23 protein-coding genes, 1 tRNA gene and 1 pseudogene are annotated in these 26341 nt (G+C 40.9%); 6 read left to right on the plus strand and 19 right to left on the minus strand.

Features of this window, described 5'->3' with window-relative positions:
• Positions 1-206: DUF3575 domain-containing protein (locus tag RE317_RS12075; RefSeq protein WP_303266246.1), on the minus strand; the 206-nt coding region annotated here is incomplete at its 3' end.
• Between the two features lie 313 nt (positions 207-519).
• Between RE317_RS12075 and RE317_RS12080 the strand changes: the two are divergent.
• From RE317_RS12080 to RE317_RS12090, 3 genes and pseudogenes are all read left to right on the plus strand, one after another.
• Positions 520-880 (plus strand): annotated as a pseudogene (locus tag RE317_RS12080) (site-specific integrase); the annotation flags it as partial.
• Positions 881-983: 103 nt separating this feature from the next.
• Positions 984-2021 carry a hypothetical protein gene (locus tag RE317_RS12085; RefSeq protein ID WP_008670997.1) on the plus strand — a complete coding sequence of 346 codons (1038 nt, stop codon included), beginning with the start codon at positions 984-986 and terminating at the stop codon, positions 2019-2021.
• 7 nt (positions 2022-2028) lie between these two features.
• Complete coding sequence (locus tag RE317_RS12090; RefSeq protein WP_008670996.1) at positions 2029-2481, plus strand: hypothetical protein; 453 nt, start codon at positions 2029-2031, stop codon at positions 2479-2481.
• 231 nt (positions 2482-2712) lie between these two features.
• On the opposite strand, the gene RE317_RS12095 is transcribed toward RE317_RS12090, so the two are convergent.
• From RE317_RS12095 to RE317_RS12125, 7 genes are all read right to left on the minus strand, one after another.
• Positions 2713-2800: transfer RNA gene (locus tag RE317_RS12095), tRNA-Ser, on the minus strand.
• 87 nt (positions 2801-2887) lie between these two features.
• Entirely contained in the window at positions 2888-3343 is a 456-nt protein-coding gene (queF, locus tag RE317_RS12100) for a preQ(1) synthase (protein WP_005846060.1), read from the minus strand.
• A 218-nt stretch (positions 3344-3561) separates the two neighbouring features.
• Positions 3562-4233: a 7-cyano-7-deazaguanine synthase QueC gene (gene queC, locus RE317_RS12105; protein ID WP_005848689.1), complete on the minus strand. Its 672-nt coding sequence runs from the start codon at positions 4231-4233 to the stop codon at positions 3562-3564.
• 120 nt (positions 4234-4353) lie between these two features.
• A complete protein-coding gene (locus RE317_RS12110; RefSeq protein ID WP_008668430.1) occupies positions 4354-5040 on the minus strand; it encodes a queuosine precursor transporter in 687 nt (228 codons plus the stop codon).
• 288 nt (positions 5041-5328) lie between these two features.
• Positions 5329-6564 (minus strand): ornithine--oxo-acid transaminase, encoded by a 1236-nt coding sequence (rocD, locus tag RE317_RS12115; protein WP_008668428.1) that lies wholly within the window; start codon positions 6562-6564, stop codon positions 5329-5331.
• Between the two features lie 14 nt (positions 6565-6578).
• A complete protein-coding gene (gene ctlX / locus RE317_RS12120) occupies positions 6579-7520 on the minus strand; it encodes a citrulline utilization hydrolase CtlX (RefSeq protein WP_008781862.1) in 942 nt (313 codons plus the stop codon).
• Positions 7513-8433: a dimethylarginine dimethylaminohydrolase family protein gene (locus RE317_RS12125; protein WP_005846048.1), complete on the minus strand. Its 921-nt coding sequence runs from the start codon at positions 8431-8433 to the stop codon at positions 7513-7515. Before RE317_RS12125 ends, ctlX begins: the two co-directional genes overlap by 8 nt.
• Positions 8434-8550: 117 nt before the next feature.
• On the opposite strand from RE317_RS12125, the gene nth reads away from it, so the two are divergent.
• On the plus strand, positions 8551-9195 hold the full coding sequence (gene nth / locus RE317_RS12130) for an endonuclease III (RefSeq protein ID WP_005846047.1): 645 nt from the start codon (positions 8551-8553) through the stop codon (positions 9193-9195).
• Here the strand turns inward: nth and RE317_RS12135 are convergent.
• The 3 genes from RE317_RS12135 to RE317_RS12145 are packed head-to-tail and all read right to left on the minus strand — an operon-like array spanning position 9190 to position 11860.
• Positions 9190-9966: an MBL fold metallo-hydrolase gene (locus tag RE317_RS12135; protein WP_008668422.1), complete on the minus strand. Its 777-nt coding sequence runs from the start codon at positions 9964-9966 to the stop codon at positions 9190-9192. The two genes, nth and RE317_RS12135, sit on opposite strands and share 6 nt — an antisense overlap.
• 8 nt (positions 9967-9974) lie before the next feature.
• Complete coding sequence (gene murB, locus RE317_RS12140; RefSeq protein WP_008668420.1) at positions 9975-10988, minus strand: UDP-N-acetylmuramate dehydrogenase; 1014 nt, start codon at positions 10986-10988, stop codon at positions 9975-9977.
• 11 nt (positions 10989-10999) lie between these two features.
• Entirely contained in the window at positions 11000-11860 is an 861-nt protein-coding gene (locus tag RE317_RS12145; RefSeq protein WP_005848708.1) for a DUF4348 domain-containing protein, read from the minus strand.
• A 111-nt stretch (positions 11861-11971) separates the two neighbouring features.
• Between RE317_RS12145 and pheS the strand changes: the two genes are divergently transcribed.
• A complete protein-coding gene (pheS, locus tag RE317_RS12150; RefSeq protein ID WP_005846037.1) occupies positions 11972-13006 on the plus strand; it encodes a phenylalanine--tRNA ligase subunit alpha in 1035 nt (344 codons plus the stop codon).
• Positions 13007-13133: 127 nt separating this feature from the next.
• Entirely contained in the window at positions 13134-14330 is a 1197-nt protein-coding gene (locus RE317_RS12155; RefSeq protein ID WP_008668415.1) for an MFS transporter, read from the plus strand.
• Here the strand turns inward: RE317_RS12155 and RE317_RS12160 are convergent.
• The 8 genes from RE317_RS12160 to RE317_RS12195 form a co-directional block, all read right to left on the minus strand.
• Positions 14327-15469 (minus strand): hypothetical protein, encoded by a 1143-nt coding sequence (locus tag RE317_RS12160; protein WP_008668413.1) that lies wholly within the window; start codon positions 15467-15469, stop codon positions 14327-14329. The genes RE317_RS12155 and RE317_RS12160 overlap by 4 nt on opposite strands.
• A gap of 89 nt (positions 15470-15558) precedes the next feature.
• Positions 15559-16152, minus strand: a complete 594-nt coding sequence (locus RE317_RS12165) for an aminotransferase class IV family protein (protein WP_008668411.1) — start codon at positions 16150-16152, stop codon at positions 15559-15561.
• Positions 16136-17119 carry an aminodeoxychorismate synthase component I gene (locus RE317_RS12170; protein ID WP_008668409.1) on the minus strand — a complete coding sequence of 328 codons (984 nt, stop codon included), beginning with the start codon at positions 17117-17119 and terminating at the stop codon, positions 16136-16138. Before RE317_RS12170 ends, RE317_RS12165 begins: the two co-directional genes overlap by 17 nt.
• A gap of 605 nt (positions 17120-17724) precedes the next feature.
• Positions 17725-18903, minus strand: a complete 1179-nt coding sequence (locus RE317_RS12175) for a redoxin domain-containing protein (RefSeq protein ID WP_008668408.1) — start codon at positions 18901-18903, stop codon at positions 17725-17727.
• Positions 18904-18910: 7 nt separating this feature from the next.
• Positions 18911-20287, minus strand: coding sequence for a TlpA disulfide reductase family protein (locus RE317_RS12180; RefSeq protein WP_008668406.1), 1377 nt, complete (start codon positions 20285-20287; stop codon positions 18911-18913).
• A gap of 11 nt (positions 20288-20298) precedes the next feature.
• The gene (locus RE317_RS12185; RefSeq protein WP_008668403.1) at positions 20299-21690 is read right to left on the minus strand and encodes a RagB/SusD family nutrient uptake outer membrane protein; all 1392 of its coding nucleotides are present in this window, start codon (positions 21688-21690) and stop codon (positions 20299-20301) included.
• Positions 21691-21708: 18 nt separating this feature from the next.
• Positions 21709-25203 (minus strand): SusC/RagA family TonB-linked outer membrane protein, encoded by a 3495-nt coding sequence (locus RE317_RS12190; RefSeq protein WP_008668401.1) that lies wholly within the window; start codon positions 25201-25203, stop codon positions 21709-21711.
• 57 nt (positions 25204-25260) lie between these two features.
• The gene (locus tag RE317_RS12195; protein WP_008668399.1) at positions 25261-26340 is read right to left on the minus strand and encodes a FecR family protein; all 1080 of its coding nucleotides are present in this window, start codon (positions 26338-26340) and stop codon (positions 25261-25263) included.
• Position 26341 lies beyond the last annotated feature (1 nt).

The following is a 26341-nucleotide window of genomic DNA, read 5'->3' on the forward strand; positions in this document are numbered from 1 at the left end:
TAACCGCCTGCGGTAGCATCACTTTCATAAAAGAAGAAATTCATACCCACTTGGGTATCCAAAGTCCATTTCTTCCCTAGGGAGAGCTCCACAGAAAGATTGGGTGTCAGCAGGGCGTCATAGACAAGGTTGTTTTTTAGCACAACCTTCTGTGAGAAAGCCTGCAGGCTGAACAGCAGAAAGAAAAAAAAGCACGTTTTTTTCATATTGTCGCCGATTATTTTATTAAGTAAAAATACTTGTTTTATGATGTTTATTTTGATAGTGCAAAGTTAGAAACATACAATTGTATTTTTATTACGTGCACTGGACAGAGAATTACGTAAAACAGTCTTTTTATTTATACAAGGCAACCGGGTAGATGTTCTTTTTTAATATTATCATCAATTCGAAAGGAAGTTGTCATTCCGCATTGCGAAGAAAAGGAACTTGAGAGTAAATCTAAATCTTTCTAAATGTCTTTTACTATCTCAATTATTGGGTGTATATTTAGGTGTAGAATTTCAAACGCAGCCAATTATGAATATCAAGCGTAACATCATTTTGGCATTGGAGAATCGGAAAAAGAACGTGTGCCAATCGTAGAGAACGTACCTATATCCGTATGTGTGTCATCTTTGCCAGCCACGCCCCAGTTTACAACGGGCTACCGGATTGACAGAGCCAAATGAGATGCAGACAAGCAACGGGTAAAGAACGGATCCACCAAGAAGCTAAAGCAAAGCGCATCAGAAACCAATACGAATTTGCTGATATATGATACTGAAATTCAGAATATTTCCAAGGAAATTGAGGTACAGAAAGCCATGCCAACTCCCCAACAGCTGAAAGATGCTTCAACATGAAGATGAAAGATACCAATGAAAAACAGCCGGAAGAAACCGACCAGCAGAGCTATACGGACAGCCAACCGGAAACAGAAACGGATGCAACAACAGCCAAACTACCCGAATATTTCAGCATGAAACTGCTTTCCCTCATTCATGAAGTTTATGCAGGGGAAAACTATCAGATGCAACGGAAAATCTATTTCGAAGAGCATAGACGAAGATTTGAAACAAAGAATGATACATTCAAAATTAGCCAATCAAGTGAAAATCCATTTCCCTCCGTCTGTTTCGGATTCTCCGGATGCATACGAAGAGATTCGGATTTCGGCAAATGACGGGGAAAGAACAGCTTATACAACCATCTGTTTATCCAGAATCTTTAAAGATAATGGACAACCAGACCCAGAACCGGAGGCTTTGCCGGAAGAAGCTAAGTTCAAGATGATTATGGCAGAATTTACTCCCTTGATGCATATTGAAAGTCTGTTGCCATCACCCCTCGATTTGATAACATTTCGAATAACGGACATAAACGGTCATTATATGCCTACAGTTTTTCCTAAGTTTACAAACTATTACGATTCTATTGTGTGGAGTGCAGATCATTTTCCTCACACGTTCAAAATCTATGAACATAATGTTACAGCAGAAGGAGAAGAAAAGATTCTTTCTAAACAATGGAGTTCACACTTTTTCAAGAGTGGTACTGTAAAAAGCCGTCTTAAAGGCTACCGTCATGGAAAAGTGGAATATGAGACTTCGCTCAATACAACGCTTTATAATCGCGACTTCTTAGGACTTGAATGGGGTACGATTGTCTTACAGAATCCTCAGAATCTAACAGCCTATTGCCTATTGGATAGAGATTTTGAATATCAGGTATACGACATTGTTGCAAAGAACGACGCTCCTTATTCCCAAATTATCCCGGTAAATCATAAATCGCTATCAGATGCAGATTTTCCGCCAACAACAGAAAAAGCCATCAAGACACTGATGGAAAACAATTTTGGCAAGGGACAAGATGCCAAAGAGAAAGAAAACTTATTCAAATGCCTGCCTGAGAAAGGTGTGAAAGCTGAATTGTATTGGGAAAATCCAACCACTCATATGTTGATGTTGCATCAACTTTCTGACGGCACTGACGAGTTAGTACAAGAAAGATATTATTTGCATATAGAACCTAAATAACAATTCTATGAATAAAATAATTATCACATTCCTGTTTTTAGTCGGAATAACAGCATCATCTTGTACAACCTCTAAAAGTGTCGTATCGCAAAATGTTGATTTGTCAAAATATGAATATGCTTCAATTATCAACAATGACACTTATCATATTCCGGCTCAATTGATGGAATACGAGATACAATTGTTTGATGCCGTAGAAGGCTCCCGTCTTAAGTTAATCAATGATATGCGTATAAACGAGTTGACTGCTACACAACAGTCAAAACTGCTTATGGTAAAATATGGGGTAGATGTTTTAGAAGAAAAATCCATTGTAACTGTAAATTTCATAGATTACCTCACCGGCCGCCCGATAGCTTCATGTCGCGGTGCATACACCACCTTAGGATTCAGCGTATCCGCAGACATCAGAAGTGCTATAAAACGCGTTGCCAAACAAATTGCAGAAACATTTCCCTAGTAATTACCCCTTAAATAACTAAAGGTTGCCTATGTAATGCATCCGCATATATACAAAGGCAACCTTTAATATATCTTTTCATTCTAATATAGAATATTATCTTTTTCAAAATGAGGCTACAAATCCAAACACTATTTTGTTTCTCAAATAACACAAAAAGACCCAGCTTTACATTATTGAGTATAAAACCGAGCATTTGTTTTGCTATTTACTGATTCTCAGCCTTTATCGCGGAGAGACGGGGATTCGAACCCCGGATACCCTTTTGGGGTATACACGCTTTCCAGGCGTGCCTCTTCAACCACTCGAGCACCTCTCCTTTTTTCGGAGTGCAAAAATAGAACAAATTTTCAAAACCAGCAAATATTTGAGCCCACAATCTATCTAATCATTCCAAGAGATACATCTATAAATCGTGATTACGCATCCGATACTCCGCCAATTCCTCATACTTAGTACCCGGACGGCCGTAATTACAATACGGATAAATGGAAATACCACCGCGCGGAGTAAAAATGCCCGTCACCTCAATATATTTAGGATCCATCAGCTTAATCAAATCTTTCATGATGATATTCACGCAATCTTCATGAAAATCGCCATGATTACGGAAACTAAACAAATACAGCTTCAAGCTCTTGCTCTCCACCATTTTCACATCAGGCAGGTAGGAGATACGGATTTCCGCAAAATCGGGCTGTCCTGTAATAGGACACAAACTGGTAAATTCGGGACAGTTAAAACGTACCCAATAGTCGTTTCCGGGATGTTTGTTCACAAAGGACTCCAACACTTCGGGAGCATAATCTTGCCTGTACTCGGTCTTCGACCCGAGAAGGGTCAATTCATCTTTTCTTTCCATTAAAATCTGTTTTTTTCATATTCATGTTTTCTCTTTCATACCTTGGAATAGAAATTCTCTCCCTGCCAAGTACATCGTTTCACTGAAGTGATGAAACTGTACCACTTGAGTGATGAAACTTCTTCACTTCAGTGATAAAATTTGCTCACTAAAGTGAAACGATATACCCGGCAAGAAAGGAACACCTTTCATACAAAGAGAAAACACCTTCGTTTATCCTATCGTTTCTCTCTTTCCGCCTTTATCTCCAGATACTTTTCCAATCCTTCACGACGGAGCTTACAGGCCGGGCAATGACCGCAGCCATCCCCCTGTACGCCATTATAGCAAGTCAGCGTTTCATGCCGGATCAAATCGAGCACGCCCAATTCGTCCGCCAACGCCCATGTTTCCGCTTTATTAATCCACATCAGCGGAGTGTGAAGCACGAACTGCTCGTCCATGGCAAGGTTCAATGTCACATTCAGCGACTTGATAAAAGCATCCCGGCAATCGGGATAACCGCTGAAGTCTGTCTGCGACACACCGGTCACGATATGATTGATTCCCAATTCGCGTGCATAGACAGCCGCAATGCTCAGAAAGAACAAATTCCGCCCCGGCACAAACGTATTAGGGAAACTATCGGCAGGCTTCACCTCATCCATCGTTATCGTAGTATCTGTCAGCGAATTTTTACCCAGGTTGCCTATAAAGGAAACATCCATCGCTTTAAACTCCACCCCTGCCTTTCCGGCAATAACACGGGCCAGCTCCACTTCCTTCACATGCTTTTGTCCATAGATAAAGCTTAAAGCATACACTTTGCGGAAATGTTTTTTTGCCCAAAACAGGCAAGTGGTTGAGTCCTGCCCTCCGCTGAACACAACCAATGCGTCACTTTTATTCATTGTTGACAATTTTTCAATTTACTAATACGCCAATGTGCCAATTGCCGCGCTATGTGGATATGCTGCGCCATATACCGCATGGTAATTGGCTAACCGGCACACTGACACATCAGCATCTTATTAAAGTTCTTTGATTTTCAATATATTGTATGAGATATGCTCATCAAAGACATCACTGCCATCCACCTTCTTGATGTAATTTACCACACGGATGGTAACGGGCAGGATAATAATTTCATAGAGTGTCTTGAGCACTGCCTGAATAACCATCATCTTTATCAGTTCACCGGCAGGCATCAAACCTCCAAAGGCAACAGGAAAGAAAATCATGGAATCGGCACTCTCACCCACCAAAGTGGAAGTGATGGCACGAAGTGAAAAGTTCTTTCCTCCCGAAGCCAGCTTCATTTTACTCATGACATAGGCATTGAGAAAAGAGCCGACCAAGAAAGCGGTCAGACTGGCTACAGCGATGCGGGGCGCCATGCCGAAAACGAAGTTGAAGCCCTCCTCTCCTTCCCAAAACGGAGCTGCGGGCATCAGAATGGCAAGCTGCGCCAAAGCTACCACCATGAAATTCATGGCAAAACCCATCCAAATGATAAGACGTGCCTTGCGGAAGCCCCATACTTCGGCTATACAATCATTGATAATGTAAGAGATAGGAAATACAACCAGTCCGGCTGTTGCCGTAATTTTCCAGATCTGGACAACTTTGGTTTCCAATAAATTTGCTGCGACAAGACATACACAAAACAGTATGCCAAGCAACATGAACGATACAGATACAGTATTATTATTCTTCATTTCTCCTGTTTTTTACGTGGTGTTCTAGAATACACGACCGCTATTCACGGCATCATACGTCTATTTTTTAATTCGGGGTGCAAAGATAGAAATTATTTCCGAGTTAACCGGATATAACTGCATTAAATATTCTTATCAAGAAGAAACAGCCTCATCAAATAATTACCTTTTCTATAGCCAAACAGTATGGAACAATGAAAGATGAAGCGTCACAAACAGGTGGGTATCAGTGAAAACGATTTTAGGGGCAGATTGAATCCACCCCTAAAAGACAGGATAAAAAATCCTTTATTCAAACAAAGCAATCGTCTTCTTTATAATTTCGATACACTCCTTTAATTGTTCCTCTGTAATCACCAATGGCGGAGCAAAACGAATAATATTCGTATGTGTCGGTTTGGCCAGCAAACCGTTTTCGGCCAATTTCAAGCAAATCTCCCACGCCAAATCCTTCGTTTCATCATTATTGATTATCAACGCATTCAGCAATCCCTTGCCCCGGACAAAAGAAGCCACACGAGATGTTTCGCACAGTTTTCTCATCTCTTCCCGGAATATCAGTCCCAACCTGTATGCCCTGTCCGCCAACTGTTCGTCCCGTACTACCTCAAGCGCCGTAACAGCCACTGCCGCAGCAATAGGATTTCCGCCAAAAGTGGAGCCATGTTGCCCCGGACGGATAACATCCATCACTTCATTGCATGATAATACCGCAGAAACAGGACAGGCCCCACCCGATAAAGCCTTTCCCAAAATCAGAATATCCGGATGAACATTCTCATAGTCACAAGCCAGCAATTTACCTGTACGGGCAATGCCGGTCTGCACTTCATCGGCTATAAAAAGTACATTGTGGGCACGGCACAAGTCGTAACATTTTTTCAAATATCCCTCATCGGGTACATAAGCACCTGCCTCTCCCTGAATGGGCTCAACCAGGAATCCGGCCACATGAGGATGTTCGTCCAGCACTTTCGCCAATGTTTCGGCATCATTGTAGGGAATCACGACAAAGCCGGGGGTAAAAGGTCCGTAGTTATTGTAAGCGTCCGGATCAATGGAGAAAGAAACGATAGTGGTAGTACGCCCATGAAAATTATTCCGGCATACAACGATTTCCGCCGTATCCTTGGGAAGCTTTTTTACTTCATACGCCCATTTGCGGCAAAGCTTCAATGCGGTTTCTACCGCCTCGGCTCCCGTATTCATCGGTAAAACCTTGTCATATCCGAAATAACGGGTGACAAATTCTTCATACCGTCCCAACTGGCTGTTATAAAAAGCGCGTGAAGTCAAAGTCAGCTTTCGCGCCTGTTTTACCAACGTATCGATAATACGCGGATGACAATGTCCTTGGTTCACTGCCGAATAAGCGGAAAGGAAATCATAATATTTCTTTCCTTCCACATCCCATACAAACACACCTTCTCCTTTATCCAATACCACAGGAACAGGATGATAATTGTGTGCTCCATGTTTGTTCTCAAGCTCCATCAATTGAGCTGCCGATAATTTTGCATCCATAAGCTTTTTATCATTTAATGTTTTTCTTTCTTCAAGAATATTTCCGCCATCATGCAACGGGCACTTCCTCCTCCCAGCGTTTCAATGGTAGGGATGGGCATGGGAAGCAACGCGTTATACTTAGACAGCCGTTGTAACTGGCCTTCATCCAACGAATCGTAAGCACTTTGAGACATCACTAGAAACAATGCGCCTTTCCCGTTCTCCACCTGAAGCATATTTCCGGCAAAGTGATGCATCTGTTCCTCGGAGATGGCAATGATTTCTTTCCCTGTCTGCCGCAAGACGTGACAAACCTGCTCACGCTCTTCCACGTCGTCGATGCTGTCCAGACAAACGACCGCATAATCTGTCGCCACACACATCATGACATTGGTATGATAAATGGGCAGACGTTGTCCGTTTACAGTCTGATAAGCATGAAAGGACACCGGAATAAAATTCTGCTCCTTGCAGAACCGACCAAATAAAGCTTCGTCCACCCTTTGCGACAAAGCCGCGTATGCATAACGGTTCACCCGGTCCAGAATGATTCCCCCGGTCCCCTCCAGAAACCGGTTTTCTTCTTCAAAACCTGTATAATCTACCTTCCGACGGATGCAGAACCCCTCCGACTCTATCCGCTGCAAGATATCCGCCCGTCTTTCCGCCCTGCGGTTTTCCGCAAACATAGGATACAGCACCACCGTTCCGTCGTCGTGAAAGGACACCCAGTTGTTCGGAAATATGGAATCCGGAGTATGAGGTATCTGGGTATCCTGTACCGCTATTACCTCTATGCCGTTTGCACGCAACTTATCCACCATGCCCCGAAATTCCTTCAAGGCACAAGCTTGTACTGTTTCACCTGCCGCAACTGTCCGCTGCTGGAAATAATTGTTGGCCGCTGTTTCTTCATTGAACCCGAAGGCCACGGGTTCCACCATCAAAATGTGGTTTGTTGTTTGTTTAGTCATTTTCTCGGATTAATGGTAAGGTGGAGCAGCGCAACAGTCCGCCCATCTTAGATATTTCATAATAAGGTACACGCTCTACCGTCATTCCCCATACCTCTTCCATAAAGGTATTCAGGCGGATAAAGTTCTTTTCAGAAACCACTACCTCAGGAGAGATGGAAAAGACATTCGTATTCATATAGTACATCTCTTCCCGCGTTATTTCAAATACATTCTCCCTGCCGAACAAATCGAGCAGAGTATGATAATCCTGAGGATACATAAATCCGTCCTTATAAATAATCGCATGCCCTTTCCCTACCGGCATAAAGGTACAATCCAGATGCAGAATCCCCGCACGTGGATCTGTATTATGTTTTTTCAGCTCCAAGGGGATGAATATCTTCCCCGGACAGATTTCTTTCAGAAAGGAAAAAGCATACCGGTTGGTACGTGCCGTCTTCATCTGCGGGTAATCGGGCTGGGTATAAAGGCCTACAAACACTATATTATTGTAAAGCACCACATCACCTCCCTCTACGTGCGCCTTTTCGGGAAGGTTGAAAATCTTGTTATAAGCTATCTGATTATAGACCACTTCGTAGGCTTCCTTCTCATCCTCCCGGTTGGGGATGATGTTGGAAACAATAATCTTGTCGTCAATCACAAACCCCACATCACGGGCAAACACCTGATTACAATTCTCCAGTGTCCACGGGCGATAGACCTGTACCCCATATTTCAACAATACGCTTTCAAAGCATCTCATCTCTTTGAAAATATCTTCTTCATGGGGGTATATGTTATGCAATACGGACTCGTATGACTTGGCGTCATAAGTTTCTTCCAGCGTGGGGACCTTCCCTATGGAACCGGGTTGTCCAAGCACCACAGCTTTCAATGTAGAAGTTTCATTCTTTACGTTAAGCTGCATAAATCTAATATATTTATGCAAATATAAGAAGTTTACTCAACTAAACAAATGAATTGCCCGAATAATTCTACCCTATTGATTTATCAATTATATTTGTAACCGAAAAAAGAAGGTAAGATGAAAAAACAAGAACTTTATAACAAGGTGATCGCTTATTTTCAAGAAGCGATGCCTGTTGCCGAAACCGAACTTCATTACAATAACCCATTCGAGTTATTGATAGCTGTTATCCTGAGTGCACAATGCACGGACAAACGGGTAAATATGATCACCCCTCCTCTTTACCGGGATTTCCCGACTCCTGAGGCATTGGCCGCTTCGACGCCGGAAGTGATTTATGAATACATACGGAGTGTAAGTTATCCCAACAACAAGGCAAAACACCTGGTGGGCATGGCGCAAATGCTGGTGAAAGATTTTCATAGCGAAGTACCGGGAACATTGGAAGAACTGGTCAAACTGCCGGGAGTGGGACGCAAGACAGCCAATGTCATCCAAAGTGTAGTATTCAATAAAGCGGCCATGGCGGTAGATACACATGTGTTCCGCGTGAGCCACCGCATCGGGCTGGTTCCTCAAACCTGCACCACACCGCTGGCTACCGAGAAATATCTGATGAAGTATATTCCGAAGGAGATTGTGCCCACCGCACATCATTGGCTTATTTTACACGGAAGATATGTTTGTGTGGCACGGACACCGAAATGTTCGGAATGCGGGTTGAACGGATTGTGCCGGTATTCGTTGAAGCCGGCTTTATAAACAAATTTTCATTCCATCGTATGCAAAATGCACATGCGGCGGCAATAACCGTTCAGCATCAGCATGTAATCCTATATGATGACTCATGTGAATAAAATAGGTTTCCCCGGCTCCTATTCTTTGTGCATTGTCCAAAGCCTCCTTCAAATTCTGGTGGGTATGGTGAGGCTGAGGACGCAATGCATTCATTACCAACACATCCAGTCCTTGCAGCAAATCATATTCAGCCCCAGGCATCGTCAACATATCGGTAATCCATGCCATCCGGCCGATACGGTATCCCAAAATGGGCAGTTTGCCGTGCATTACCCGAAGAGGTGTCACCTCTACTTTGTTTCCTTCGGGATTGCCGATAATAAAAGGAGAATCGGGAACAATTTCCTCTAATGTAATACGGGGAACTCCCGGATAAAGATGTTCGGCAAAACAATAAGGAATACGCTGGCGTAAACGCTCTGCCGTATATTGTTCGGCATAAACCGGCACATCGCGAAAACGACAGAAAGGACGCAAATCATCCAAGCCTCCTACATGGTCATAGTGTTCATGAGTAATCAAAACACCGTCCAACGGCTTGAAATCGTCCAACCGTATCATCTGTTCACGGAAATCGGGACCGCAATCTATCAGAATCCGGAGCCCTTCCGTTTCTACCAGTCCCGAACAACGCAAACGGTTGTCCCGGGGATCGCTGCTGGTGCATACCGGACATTTGCACCCTATTTCGGGTACTCCCGTAGACGTTCCGCTGCCTAGTATTGTAATCTTCATATCATACCTTATATAAAATTCACTTCGGGAGAGATAGCCACCCCGAACTTTTGAAGCACAGACTCCTGTATCCGTCTGGCAAGAGCAATCACTTCATCTCCCGTAGCGCCTCCACAGTTCACCAAGACCAATGCCTGTTTAGAATGAACACCCGCGCGTCCTATTTGTTTGCCTTTCCAGCCGCAACGGTCTATCATCCATGCAGCAGGAATCTTCACCCTATTGCCATCCACCTCATAATGTGGCATATCAGGATACTGTTGCTGTACTATTTCAAACTGCCTGCGTGGAATAATCGGATTCATAAAGAAACTTCCGGCATTTCCCTGCACCCGGGGATCGGGCAACTTGGCTTCACGCACGGCAATAATCACCTTCCTTACATTCTCCAATGCCACCTCACCTCCTCGCTTTTCCAATTCGCCACGCACATTTCCATACTCCAGATTAAAAACCGGCTGTTTACTTAAACGATAGGTGACGTAAGTCACTATATATTTACCTTTCAAATCTTTCTTGAAAATGCTTTCACGATAAGCGTAACGGCATTCCTCTTTGGTAAAAATCCGTTTCCTGCCGGTTTCCACCTCGACGGTTTCCACACTTACAATCAAATCTTTTGCCTCAACACCATACGCACCGATATTCTGAACGGCAGAAGCACCCACTTCACCGGGAATCAATGACAGATTTTCAGCACCATACCAACTGTTTTTCACGGTATATGCCACAAAATCATCCCACACCTCACCGGCTCCTGCCCTTACCTCTATTTCCTGTTCGTTTTCAGCAACCACCTCATACCCCCGGATAGCCGAATGCAGGACAGTTCCCGCATAATCACCTTTAAAAAGCAGATTGCTTCCTCCGCCAATATGCAACCAGTTACCGGCCATCAGTTTTTTATCCGACAAGATGGATTGCAGCTCTGTCACCGATTCATATTCCACAAACAAAGATGCCTTCACATCCATACCAAATGTATTATGAGGCAACAGAGAGTAGTCTTTTATTTCCTTCATTTACAATCAAATCAATCGCTCAGATCCTCAAACTGCATCAGTTTCCACAGACCGTGGCGCCGTTCAAAATAGAGCGTATTATTAAATCCATTGCCAAAACCTTTCATTTCAATCACCTTCGTATTGGAATGCACATTCTCGTTCTGGCCATAGTTTACATTAGTCAGATTCTCACGAGGCAATACAGGCTGGAATGCGAACCATTGCCCGGCCTCCAAAGTCGTTTCCAGTATCTGAAACTCGTCTTCGGGATCAGCGGTCACAAACTTCAACGGTTCGTGCAAACGAGACAACTGGAAAACAGAATCATTGGCAAAACGTTCATAAAACTCAAAGAAGTCCTCCTTACCGGTATCCTCTCTCGGCATATCCGCAAAATCTATGGCTTCCAGTTTCCACAGCCCCTTCAGCCGCTCAAAATAGTACCGCTTGATTTTTCCCTTCTTCAAGTAAATCCATTCTATCTTGACACTGGTTAGACCCGTATCTTTCTCCATTTCCATGTCTTCCGCCTTATCGAACAGAACTGTATAGGCATCCTGCCGGCTGAATAAAGGATCGTGTTTCCATTGCTCCTTTTCAATGTGCTCTTTCTTTTCCATTGTATAATACGGCAAAGGGAACACGATGCGTGACAATTGTAATTTTTCATCACTGGCAAAATTGTAGAAAAAGTCGGCAAAACTTTCGTCGGCCGTAGCGGGAACCATTGGTTCTTCCTCTACCGCAGCCATCGCTTCTGTTGTGTCCGGGGTTGCAGTCAGCGAATCAATCTCCTCAGTAAGCGTCTCGAAGGGGTCCATTTTCTTTTTCCCACCTCCACAGGAGCTTATCAGCATAAGCAGACAAACTCCGATTATAAGTTTTCTCATTTTCTATATTTAGAAAAAATCGATGCAAAAATATCGTTTTTTTTAGTTTTCAGCAAAATATATGGGTTTAATTCGCTAACTTTGCGGTCATTAAAAAATAAAGAAGAAACTATGTTAGCTAAAATAGAACAATTACTTCAGGAAATTGAAGGCTTGCAAGCAGCCAATGCGGAAGAATTGGAAGCCTTGCGCATTAAATATCTTAGCAAAAAAGGAGCGATTAATGAGTTGATGGCAGACTTCCGCAACGTACCTGCCGAGCAGAAAAAAGAGGTGGGTATGAAACTGAACGAGCTGAAGAACAAGGCTCAGGAGCGTATCGCCTCATTGAAAGAAGCTTTCGAGACCCAAGATAACAGCGCAGCCGAAATGGATCTTACCCGTACGGCTTATCCCATCGAACTGGGAACACGCCACCCGCTGAGCATTGTAAAGAATGAAATCATTGATATATTCCATCGGCTGGGCTTCAGTATTGCCGACGGTCCCGAAATAGAAGACGACTTGCACGTATTCACTGCCATGAATTTTGCCGAAGACCATCCTGCACGTGATATGCAAGATACTTTCTTCATCGAAGCCAATCAGGAAGATGTGAAAAAGAACATCGTACTTCGCACTCACACCTCTTCCGTACAGGCAAGAGCTATGGAACATTCGCAACCTCCTATCCGCATCATCTGTCCGGGACGTGTATACCGCAATGAAGCGATCAGTTATCGTGCCCATGCATTCTTCCATCAAGTGGAAGCACTCTACATTGACAAGAATGTATCATTCACTGATTTGAAGCAGGTATTGCTGTTGTTTGCCAAAGAAATGTTCGGCGAAGATACTCAAATCCGTCTGCGTCCGTCCTATTTCCCGTTCACCGAACCAAGTGCCGAAATGGATATCAGTTGTAATATTTGCGGCGGAAAAGGTTGTCCGTTCTGTAAAGGCACAGGCTGGGTGGAAATTCTGGGATGTGGTATGGTGGATCCGAATGTATTGGAAGCCAACGGCATTGACAGCAAAGTTTACTCAGGCTATGCGCTAGGTATGGGTATTGAACGCATCACCAACTTGAAATATCGTGTAAACGACTTACGATTATTCTCTGAAAACGATACCCGCTTCCTGAAAGAATTCGAAGCAGCCAATTAATAATGTGTCAATGTGACCATGTGCTGATATGCCAATTGCCATGCGGAATAGAACGCGGTCAATTGGCATATTAACATATTGCCACATTAGCATATTGATACATTGACATATTAGCACATTATTGCTTATGAAGGACAAGCTGATTACCAAAAATTATATAGAAATACTGGCAGCCAATTTTCTATTATTCTTTGGATTCTGGTTACTGATGCCTGTATTGCCTTTCTATCTGGCAGAAGTTTTTGACGCCAACAAAACAACCATAGGGGTCGTACTTTCCTGTTACACCATTGCCGCCCTGTGCATACGCCCCTTTTCCGGCTATCTGTTAGATACATTTGCCCGCAAACCACTTTATCTGTTGGCTTATTTCACTTTTACCGCCATCTTCGGAGGATATCTCATTGCAGGAACACTCACCTTATTTATTTTATTCCGCATTATACACGGAGTATCGTTCGGCATGGTGACAGTCAGCGGAAATACCATTGTCATTGATATCATGCCTTCTTCACGCCGTGGGGAAGGATTAGGATATTATGGGCTGGCAAACAATATAGCCATGTCCATCGGACCGATGACCGGACTCTTCCTGCATGATGCAGGAGCAGACTATACGCTTATTTTCTGTTGCTCATTAGGTTCCTGCCTGATAGGATTTCTATGCGCCTCATTGGTAAAGACCACCTACAAACCTCCTGTAAAACGAGAACCGATATCATTGGACCGCTTTATTTTGCTTAAAGGAATACCGGCAGGTTTCAGTTTGTTATTACTATCCATCCCTTATGGCATGACCACCAATTACGTTGCAATGTATGCCAAGCAAATAGGTATCCAGGCATCCACCGGTTTCTTCTTCACCTTCATGGCGTTGGGAATGGCAGTTTCCCGTCTTTTCTCCGGACGCCTGGTAGACCGGGGAATGGTTACTCAAGTTATTGAAGCCGGCCTGTATTTGGTCTGCTTCTGTTTCTTCGGTTTGAGTTCATGCGGATGGCTGACAACATGGAGTCTGCAATGGACCACTTATTTTCTGTTCACCATAGCTCTTTTACTAGGTATTGGGTTTGGAACCATGTTCCCTGCCTATAACACGCTGTTTGTGAACTTGGCCCCCAACAACCAGCGTGGTACGGCAACCAGTACCTACTTGACTTCGTGGGATGTAGGTATAGGCGCCGGCATGTTATTGGGCGGATATATAGCAGAAATAGCCACCTTCAAGATGGCCTATCTATTCGGAGCCGCACTCACTGTTATTTCGTTATTTTATTTTAGAAGCAAAGTGGCTCCCCACTTCCACCGACATAAGTTGCGCTAATCCTTATATGTCAGTACCATGATATGGGAAAGCCGGTCGTTCACAACCGACAATTGGGTTGAAAGAATAAACGAATGGAATAAAGGAGCATTCTCCAACAGAAATGCCGGCAAATAAGGCTCGAAACGTTCCGGGTTGCGGGAAATCTTGTTCATGTCCGCCACAAGCATAAAGGCTGCATCACGTGAAAGATTAGCTACACATTCATTGAACAATGTCCTGCTATTTCTTTCGTAGGCCTCTTCCATATAATTTGCCATGGAATCTTTATCAGCAGAAATAATCAAACTATCTTCCCTTATATCCGGAATATTCTTCAATTTTTCGGCCATCTGGTTCACACAGCCGCATGAATCAGGCATAAAAGTATCTCCGGTGAGGTACACCACATCACTGTTCATGTGAAAGTCAAACTCACTCCAACAGCCACTGTTATCCTGCAAGAAAGGCATAGACGGCGTACGTCCGTATAAAGTCAGGAAGTTATGCGTTTTCTTTTTCTGCATCGCTTTGGCAAACACGGGATCATTACTCAATGCTTTCTCTTCATCCTCATGCGCATCAATCACTTTCTCTATCAAACTCTTCTGATAACTCACCACATAGAATCCCGCCTCGCTATAGACAGCTAGAAAATCATTATTGCCCAATGGATAGACTGCTATAGTTTTTCCTCTGTATTTCTCTTTTTTAGGTGAAAAACTTCCCGGAGTTCTCTCTAACAACATATCTCCCAATGTTTCCTTATCATCAGCCCCCATACGGAAATATACCACCTGGTCACGCGGAGTACCCGGAGAATGGAAACTGACCACTACCCGGCTCATCTTACTGCTCAGACCATGAGCAGTGTTAGTGGTATATTCGTTCAAACCTCCCAACACATAATTAAACAAACCGGGAAACTGGAAATTACCCAGTTCTTCAGAATAGTTCAATTGAGGAAATTCATTCAGAAAATAATTAATATTATCACTCTCCAACACACCGATGCAATCAGCCGGTACAAGTGAGAAGAGATTGATCTCACGACTCTTATCCGTCAGGCTTAACTTAGCAAAGCCGTAAAAGCCCACAGCCGTACAAAACAATACCACTGATAGCACCATACCCAACTTGGCAACTGTCCGCAATCTCATACCCTACCTATATTTATATTTTTTTTGCAAATATAGCAAATTATTTAAGGAAACAAACAAAAATCTTCAAAATTCCACCTTCTTTCTTATTATCCGTAAATGGTTCCGGTAGAAAATTCCAACGCTCCCCATTTAATCATAGCGTTAAATAACCTAACAAAAGAATAAGAGGATAGTTCTTCCGGCCGGATATCTTTTTCTTTTATAATTCCGTTGTCAATCAATGCTGTACGGCAAGTCCCTCTCAACAAAGGTAATTTAGGTGTGAACCAATCCTTACCATCAAACAAGGCAATATTAGCTATGGAAGTATCGGTCAGCAGTCCGCGTCTGACAATTAAAATATCATCCCGTTCTCCACGGCAGGCAAAAAGCCGGTTTAAAGCTTCCCTGTCTGTACTTTTATAAGTATAATCTATATCATCCGAATAAACCAACTGCAAAGAATGTACCGGACGCATCTGATAGGCTTCATAACTAATTTCTTTTATTCCACCTCCATCATAAATCACCCTACATTTCATTCCGTTCATCTCCGGTGTCAATTTCAGGTATTCACCTAATTCTATGCCGGCACAGTCCGGCCAGAAATGATGAAGGGTATTGTTCAGTCTTTCATTATGATAAGACAAATTACACGCTTTTCCTTGTTCTATCCGTATAGTTTCAATAAATGGGTACATAAATCTTCTGTATCATTTCATTATATTCACTTTGTAAATCACTCTTTGAAGTAATTCCTCCCCCCGCCTTATAATAAAGATTCTCTCCTTCCTGTTCTAAAAAACGGATCATCACCGCACTGTCTAAAGTCCTGCCGTCACAATAACCCATTATGCCCGTATAAAATCCACGCTCATAATTTTCCGCTTCTTCAATAATATCCATCGTCTTGGATTTGGGCGCTCCGGTTATGGAACCGGCTGGTAACAAACGAAATATAATATCTCCTATATGCGACGGGTAATCATTGGGCAAGACACCACATATTTCGGAGCTTGTCTGAAAGATAGGTCCCTTATTGGTTTCAAGCCGGTCACAATAACGATAGCGGACAACCCTGACCTGTTCCGCCACCATACTCAAATCATTACGAATCAAATCTACAATGGTAGCATGTTCGGCAGTTTCCTTAGGATCATCCATCAACAGTTTTTCCGCATTAGGTAAGGTAGCGTCAATCGTTCCTTTCATGGGGAAAGATTTTATCTCGCCATCTTCTATACGAACAAAAATTTCGGGTGAGAAACAGACCAGTTTATCTTTCAACCAAAGTCTATAAAGCGCTTTGGAGTACCGGAACACATCCTCCAAAGTAAGATTAGTACTGACAGGAACCTTGCAAGTCAAATTAGCGAGATAGCTGTTACCTGCCAGAATATTCCGTTTTACGATTTCAAAAGCCTGCCGGTAGTCTGTCAAAGACATTGGAACAAAGTTCCAGTCTATCCGCCCACTGTAACTTTCTGTTACAGTATCCACATTTTTCACTCCATTAAAGTTATAACGGCAACGGGTAGAATCAATCCGACTTATTTCCTCTATCAAGGAACACTGCTGTTTATAATCTATAATAAAAAGGAAAGGCTTCCGGCTACCCGCCAGCTCATTCATACGTTTTATAGCTTCCGGTCTTTTATATTGTTGCATTTTTAGCTGTTAAATTATCTTGTAACAATCATTTTTCAAGGGGAACAAAGTTAAGAATTTAAAGTAAACTGTTATCTTAACATAGAGAAATTCTTTCTTTTACTTGTTTTATTCAATCAACAACGTTTTGGAGAAAGACCTACCTATTTTCCATTTCCATAATACCCCCCCTAAAAAACAAATGATACCTACTCATCGCGAGCAAGTATCATTCAAATTAAAATCTAAATTCTCTACGAGAATAAGGTGACCTCGCCTTAAATCTGAACACAAGCATCCAACGAGACCACCAAAAAGTATTGTACGCTTACAATACCTATGCGTTTTATTTATAATATTTATTATAGATCAATATCTCATCCTCTGATTATATTGCAAAGGTAAACTTTTAACTTATCCGACAGACAATATGTTCTTCAAAAGGAAAACATTAAAGAAATACAGGTCACACATTAGATTTATTTAAAAAATAAATACAATACAGAACATCACTACCTATAATAAAACCATATCATTCCTTCAAAAAAAACCATATTCCATAAAAGAAAAAACAGTAGACCGGACATTCCCAGCCTACTGCTTTATGAGTTAAAAAACACAATTCTTTATTTTGCTCCGTTTACAAACTTTTCGACGGTATTATAAAGATCATCTCCACGCAACTCCTTCGCTACAATTTTACCTTCCGGATCTACTAAAATTATATGTGGGAAACCGACAATACAGTATGATTCCAACACATCCTTCACGTCGTCTTTCTGCAACAGAACCTGATTCCAATAGCTCTTGTCTTCTTCAATAGCCTTTTTCCAATCTTCCTCACGACGGTCTGTAGACACACCATAAATAGTAAATCCTTTATCTTTGAAAGCATTGTACGTCTTCAACAGATAAGGAGTTTCCTTACGACACCAACTACAACCGGCAAACCAGAAATCGACTAGAACATATTTACCCTTGAAATCGTTCAAACTGACAGAATTCCCTTTCAAATCAATTCCTGTTATAGCAGGAGCAACGCTACCGGTAGCACACCTAGCAAATTTATCCAAACCTTCTTGCATTTTTACATATATACCACTTTGCCTGGACGCCTCATCAAAACTGCCTATGAAGTTACGTGCCTCATCAATCTCCTCAACTGTATTAAAAGTATGATTTTGGAAGCGATAAGTATAATAAAGATACAAACCGAAGTATGAGCCTTTATTTTTAGCAATTTCCCCATTTATCAGTTTACGGGTCTGTTCCGAGGCACTCTCATAATAAGGACTGGAAACCTCCCGGATACGCTCCATTTCCTCACGATCCCCTTTTTCACGAGCTTCATAGAACATATGATCCAAAGAATCGAGAACCATACGATTACCTGCTACATATTTCGCTTCTTGCAAGGCTTCGTATTGCTCCTGCAATGCAGACCCTGTAGCATGTAAACTCAGTTGATCATACTTATCCTTACCCAAGGTAAGCTGCATGGATTTGGGTTCCAAAAACAAATTAGCGTATTGCTGTAAATACTCTCCACGCTCCATATTCTGCAAAGAGAAACAATAAAGACCGGCTTGTACAGAATCAGTGGGATAAGCAAACCTACCATCGGTAACAGCAATAGATTTAATCAGTTTCACACTACCATAATGCTCATTGTCTACTTGATATAAATAGATAGAATCAGCCTGGATTCCATCAAGACTACCCTCTAAAGACACAGACTTAGACTCATTGCAAGCATTTAACATGCATAAAGAAACGCCTAATAATAGATATTTTTTATAAATCATAAATTTACTATTTATTAAGAACAGAATCAATCAAAGTACCAATCTCTTCACTTGACGGACGTGGAGCGTATGCATTCACAATATTGAAATCCTTGTCAATCAAAATAAAACGAGGAATATACATGATAGCCCAACTTTCTTTTAAAGCAACATCATTGGAATGATATTGAGTCAATTCTTTCTTATGTCCATCCAAATACCTTAACCAAGGTTTCGTTGTAGTATCTGTAGAAACCGGAAGAAAAACGATATCCTTACCCACATATTTCTTACCTAAAGCCTCAAATGCCGGAGATTCCTGAATGCAAGGCCCACACCAGGTCGCCCATAAATCAATATAAATCACCTTACCCTTAAAATCTGCAAGATGCTTCACATTACCCTCCACATCCAACATCTCAAAATCAATGGCAGGTTGTCCGGGAAGCAACTTGGAAGCTTGAACAATCTTTCCTTCAATTTCTGTTGCAAAATCAGCATTCTTCACTGTTTGCAAAAATGCCTTCGCCTCGTTCACAGTCTGTTCAGAAGCTTCATTTCTCAGATTATCGACTATTTTAGCACAAGCATATAATTCCGTAGTACGCGCAGGAATGGAAATATCCTTAAACCAAAGAGAAGCCAATGTAGAATCTTCCTGATAAGACAAAACATCGCGCACCACAGCTACATTCAGCATATCTTCATTCATAATCTCCTTATATAGCGGAGTTACATCCTGAGTTAATGAAACATTAAATTCATTCCATTTAGCCCGCATCTCTTCTTCCGTCTTCACTCCGGCAAACATCCTTGAATAACTTGCATAACAGATATAACTATTAATAATATCCGCTTTGATCCGTGCTGTTTCCAGCTTTTTAAATGCATCAGACACATTACTTAACGTATCCAATGTATGCATACGTATAGCGGCCAAGCTGTCAACCAACGCTTTAGTGGATACAAAATCTCCACGCAAGTTACCACCGGCTTCCAGATAAGAACCACCTTTCGGAAAAAGACGGAACTTCATGTAATTATTGGCTTCGGCTCCGATTCCCGAGAATTCCGCTTCTGTATTTGTCTGAGTTACTTTGATAGTCATGTCATCTCCTGGAGTAAGATACAATGTGTTGCGGCTGATAGTATAATATGTCGGCTCTTTAAGTACAAAAGTAGTATCAAAATAACCGGCAGCATCCGTTTTCAACAAAATATCCCGGCTGTCACCTAGCATAGATGCTGCTCCGTCAAATCTCATACGCACATTCTGGCTACCCATATCAAGCAACTGGCCTTTCAAATGAACCGTATTCGCCAATTCTTGCTTAGTTCCACTGTTACAGGAACCCAGGCAACAGCATAATGCTGCTGTTGCCATCATAATCGTTAGTTTTTTCATTAAAATATCTTTTATCTTATGTTAGGAATCATATCAGGATTAAAACGAAGTACAGAGGGTGGAATAGGCAAAATATATTTAGGACTATTGGGCTCCAATCTGTACTCTACACCATTCACCTCATGCACAATAGTCTTTGCGAATTCAGGTTCACGATTCAAACGTTTCAAGTCAATCAAGCGGGTACAGCCAAGCATAGGCATTTCCCGTCTTCTTTCCTCCAAGACTTTTACCAATGCATCCTTGTTATCACTTGCAACCAAAGGGACATTATCAATAATACGATTATCACGCAAGGTGTTAATATATTCCATAGCTTTGTCTTTACTACCTATACGAGCTTCACACTCTGCTGCTATCAGATACATTTCCGGGGTAGACATAGCCATGTTGGCATAAATATAAGGCGCCCAAAGAGGATAATCCAAATCTATCCCACCTAAATATTTCGTAAAATACAACAGATAACGCTGATCCTTTTCCTGATCATACAAAGAAGCCAATTCTTCAGAAGCATATGCAGTAGCACTAAATCCAAAAGTCCAGGGGGCCAAACGAATATAAATATTTTCCGGATTCTCATCTCCATCCGGAACATCAATCCTACCAATATATTTATCACGATCCACTACTTTATACGGGAAAAGACTCATCAAAGTTGAATTATTCTGTAATGAGATCACCGCATTCTCCAAAGCTTTTTTGTAATCTCCCATATAAAGATACATACGTGCCAACATCCCATACCCCACCGGCTTAGATGCACGATAGGCATTCAACACCGGTTTTTCCGGTAAATTAGGAGCAGCCTCATCCAGATCCGCCTTAATTTGATCATATACTTCCTGCACTGTAGCGCGCTGCAAATTTGTTTTATTGATATTTTTATCCAACATCAATGGAACGCCAGGATCTGTAGCAGCAGTCGACGGATCGTAATGGTTAGCATAAGCATTAACCAAAGTCAAATACTCAAAAGCACGCCCAACCAATGCTTCAGCCCTCAATTGCTTTTTATGTTCTTCAGTATCTTGAGTAGCCCCCATTATATCATCAATAACTACGTTATAATAATAAATACGATTATAAGAGTATTCCCAAAGACCGTCACTCTCTCCTTCTCCAAAGATTTCACTATTAAACGCATATAAATGCTGCTTCGGCAACTCCAGAGAAACAAATCCTCCAGTCATATCATCTTCATAAGGCATGAAAACATCATCTGTCATAAAGTTAGGATATGATTCAGAAGCCTTTAGCAATTGAGCATAATTCAATAAACGTTCATAGTCTTCACTCTTTTCCGGAATTACAATCCCTTTAGGTTGTATATCCAAATAATCATCACATGACATTACAGGTAACGCCAAACATACACAAAGTAAAAATTTATATAATTTCATATTTATCTATTCAATCGTTTAAAAATTAAGAGACAAACCAATTGTATAAGTAGTAGGATTCGGAAGAGTCAATGCTCCCCATCCATATCCCGATGTAGTATACGCTTCCGGATCAATATCTCCGTTAGCAGCCCACCACCACACATTACTAATTTGACAAGTCACAGCAGCCGATTCTATAAAATATTTCCTCAACCAATTCTTTGGCAAATTGTAACTCAGTGAGATATCTCTCAATTTAATATAATCTGCCTTTTTTACATGGATGTCTGCCGAATACCATGCCTGCGCATCTGTATAATAAATATTCCTATTAAAAGACGGAGCTACTCCCGGAATATTTTCATCCCCCGGTTTCCTCCAATGGTTTAAAGCCTTACGAGTAAGATTCGCACTTGGTGCACCACCCATATATCCAGCTACAACATCACGTAACACATGCCCGCCATAATATACAAACATAAATGAAAAATCAAAATCACGATAAGAGAAGAAATTTTTCAATGATGCCGTATACTTTGGAGTACGAGTTCCAGAATATACCATATCATCAATAGAACTTACTTTTGAAACTTTTTCTCCTTCTTTATTATACACCAACACATTCCCATTTGTCGGATCAAGTCCTGCATAACGATAACTAAAGACACTATTAATAGGATAACCAACAGCTGCTACATTATATGCACTATAATAAAAAACCGTTTCTTTTGTACCTTCTAAATTTGTCAATTCATTTTTATTATAACTAAACATTAAATTTGTTCCCCAAGTAAAATTCTTATTTTGAATATTTACACTCTGTAATGACAATTCTACACCTCTATTAAACATCGAGCCATAATTTTGCAATAGACTTGCCCAACCCAACGTCGGATCCGCATTACGATTTCCTAATAAATCCGTAGTTTTCTTATAATAATAATCAATACTACCGCTTAAACGAGAATTGAATGCTGAAAAATCAATCCCGACATTGGTAGAAGCCGTTTTCTCCCAACGAAGTTGAGAGTTGGGTGGATTCTGTATATACGAACCAAAATCTCCAACCCATTCATTATATCCGCTATCAACCACAGTCATATACGGCCCTGCATCCTTAGGAACATTACCACCCACACCATAAGTCATACGCAAATTCAAACGATTCAACCACATACAATCTTCCATAAAAGGCTCATTAGCTATCTGCCAACTACCACCAACGGACCACAACGGACGATACTGATATTTAGGATCAGTACCAAATAAATTAGATTGATCGATACGAATACTTCCAGTTAATGAATAACGTTCGTCAAAGGTATATGAACCATTAGCATAAAAAGAAACATATCGGTCTTCTGTATGAGTCAATGCATTATATTCACCATAGACCCAATTAAACGACCCCAACAAAGCTTCAGTACCATTAATAGGAGACATTGCTAACGGATTTATAGGTTTTACTCCCAAGCTATTATCATCATATCCCATATAATAATTCTGCGCACCAGTACGACGCACCAACCGACGTTCAGCACCGCCCAACGCAGATATAGCATGTTTTCCAAATATACGATTAAAGTTCACTTGAGCACGCATTGTATATGAATAAGATTCATAACGGCTTTCATCCAATTGACCACCTTTAGGAACATTCAGTGTAAGGCTTCCTGTTGCCGCATCATATTGAGCTGCATCATTTATCATATTACGCACTGTATATGACATATTACTATATAAAGTACGATTCTTATCATAAGTACCTTCTGTCTGATATTTTAGATCAATATTAAGGCCTTCCAGAAGTTTAAATTTCAATCCTGCATGCAAACGATAATAATTGGAATTATTATGATAGCTTTCTTCTGCACGATTCTTTATCGGACTATATGTTTCATCCATCAAACCTATACTTTGCAAACGTTGCAATTCATAATCTGATTTAGTACGTTGAAAATTAAGTGGATTACCCTGTAAATCCCTTAACATATAATAACTAGGATAACTACTCATCAAGCTGCTATAACTACCTGCTCCATTATCACCCTTTGAACGATAAAAGCTTCCTGTAACTCCAAAATCAGCCGATAACCAATCAAAAAAATCCACATCATCTTTTAGGCTAAATCCTATACGATCTTTACTTTGATACTTTTGATTACCATAATCACCCATATAATTAACAGTAGCCATGTATCTATTTTTATTAGAACCACCAGAAATAGCTAAATTATGTTGATGAACAATACCTACACGCGCAAATTCATCTTCTATTTGTTTACGATTATCATTTGTACGATAAGGTAACAGAGCATCTGCCAATTGACTATCTGTCAGCTGACCTCGTTCATGCTGATACAATAAGTCAACTACCTGATTTACAGCTTGACGCTTATTCAAATTCTCATAAGCCGTATGATAATAATCAAACCCTTCAATCTGCATATCTACCAGCTCGGAACTACTCATCAAATTCAAATAATCAAAATCCGGTTTTGGAGACAACTTAATACTACCATTATAACTTACTTTAGTTTTACCTTCCTGTCCGCGTTTAGTTGTAATAACAATTACACCATTAGCTGCACGGGCACCATAAATAGAACTTGCAGCAGCATCTTTCAATACCGTTATATTTTGTACATCTGTCGGATTTATTGATGCTAAATCACCTTCATAAGGCATACCATCAACTACATACAATGGCTTTGTATTTCCCATATAAGTAGTAATACCACGAATAACAACATCATTACTGTTACTGGAAGTTTTATTTATACCCGCTACCAGTCCTTCAATACGTGACAACACATCCGTTTCCAGTTTACCCTTCGTGCTTTTCTCTGAAATCACAGAATAAGATCCTGTTGCCCGTTCTTTGGACAAAGTCTGATAGCCAGTTACTACAACATCAGCCAATGCAGTGGCATTAGTTTCCATTTTCACATTCACTACTTTCTTACCAGCTTGTACCTTGACTACTTTATCTGCCATTCCAACAAAAGTAAATGACACTAAATCACCAGGAGTAACCTGCAAACTATACCGACCGTCTATATCGGTTACAGTACCCTGACTTGTACCTCCAATCATAATGGTAGCCCCAATAATACTTTCTCCGGTTTCATCCGTAACTACACCTGTCATATAAAAAGGCTCATGTTTTCCGGTTGTTTTCTCAGCCTTTGAAGGTAAGATAAGAATTAAATTTCTTTTTACTTCATATCGTAACGAAGTTTGTTTACAAAAATCGTCCAAAACTGCATTCAAAGGAGTTTCGGTATAAGATAAACTTACCCGTTTTCCTGAATCAATATTTTCTTCATCGTAAACAAAATGGATCTTTGCTTCCCTTTGCAGTTGATCCAAGGCTGTTCTGATTAAAACATTGTTTACATTGATAGTCACCTTAGTATTCGTTTGGGCAAACGCTTCGCCCACCGAACAACAAAACACTATCAATGCAACAAAGCATTTCACCATGAGGCCTTTGCGACAGATAGTTTCGCTCAAAAGTTTTGTACTCATAATTGTTTGTTGATTTATTATTTAAAAAAGTCAATTCTCTCCTATCATTTTGCTTTCTCATTCATGTTTATCTTCAATGTAAATCGTTTCTTCTTCGCGAGTAAAATGTACATTAGACACTCTCTCAATCACTTCAATAGCAAAATTCAACTCTTCATCCCTGAAAATGATACCTGCAAATCTTTTATCTTTCAAAGATTCATTTTTAAAATAGATATCTACATTATACCACCGTGACAGTTGGGCAACAATTTCAGACAAAGACGTATTACGAAACTCATAATTTCCTTTCGCCCAGGAAGTAAATAGATACGCAGGCACATCACGTGTCACTATATCATCATTATCCGGTTCAATAACCGCTTGTTGGTCAGGATTTAACACAACCGAAACTTTAGCTGTACTTACTTTGATACGCCCTTCTGCAAGAGTCGTATATACCTTATAATCAGGATAAGCAGATATATTAAAACTTGTACCAAGTACCTCCACCGAATGTCTGTTTGTATGAACTATAAAGGGGTGCTTAGCATCTTTCGCCACTTCAAAAAAAGCTTCCCCTTCTAGGAAAACTTCTCTTTTTTCTCCAATGAAAGAAGTTGGATAACGCAAAAGACTTTCAGCATTCATCCATATCCTTGTTCCATCCGATAAAATCAACTGATATTCCCCTCCTCTTGGAATAGCCAATGTATTAATCTGAGGAGTTGAAGAAACCTCTTCCACTTTTCTATAAGTCAATAATTGATTAGCATTATTATTGATTACAGTAGAATTTGCATTAGAAATCGTACCCTTTTTAACAGACAGATCCACTTTTTCTCCATTCTCTAAAGTAAGGATAGCCTTGCGGCTGCCTGTTTCCGGAAATGAAACCACAGCAGCCACTACGGCCTCCTTGTTTTGTGTGTTATTGTGAAGAGAGAATATGTGACTGACTCCTAAAATAAGAAAAAGAAAAGCTGCCGAAGCTGCAACACAATATAAACTGAGACGGTGATTCTTTCTTTTTTGAAGCTTATATTGCAGGTTTTCCCATGAACGTTCATGATCATATTGACAACGAAATTCTTCTTTTCGCTGCGCTATATAATATTCAAAAGACTTTTTGTTCTTTTTTGGATTCTCTTTGTTCATT

Source organism: Phocaeicola sp. GP0067 (assembly GCF_031119655.1).
In the GTDB taxonomy this organism is placed as follows: Bacteria; Bacteroidota; Bacteroidia; order Bacteroidales; family Bacteroidaceae; genus Phocaeicola; species Phocaeicola vulgatus.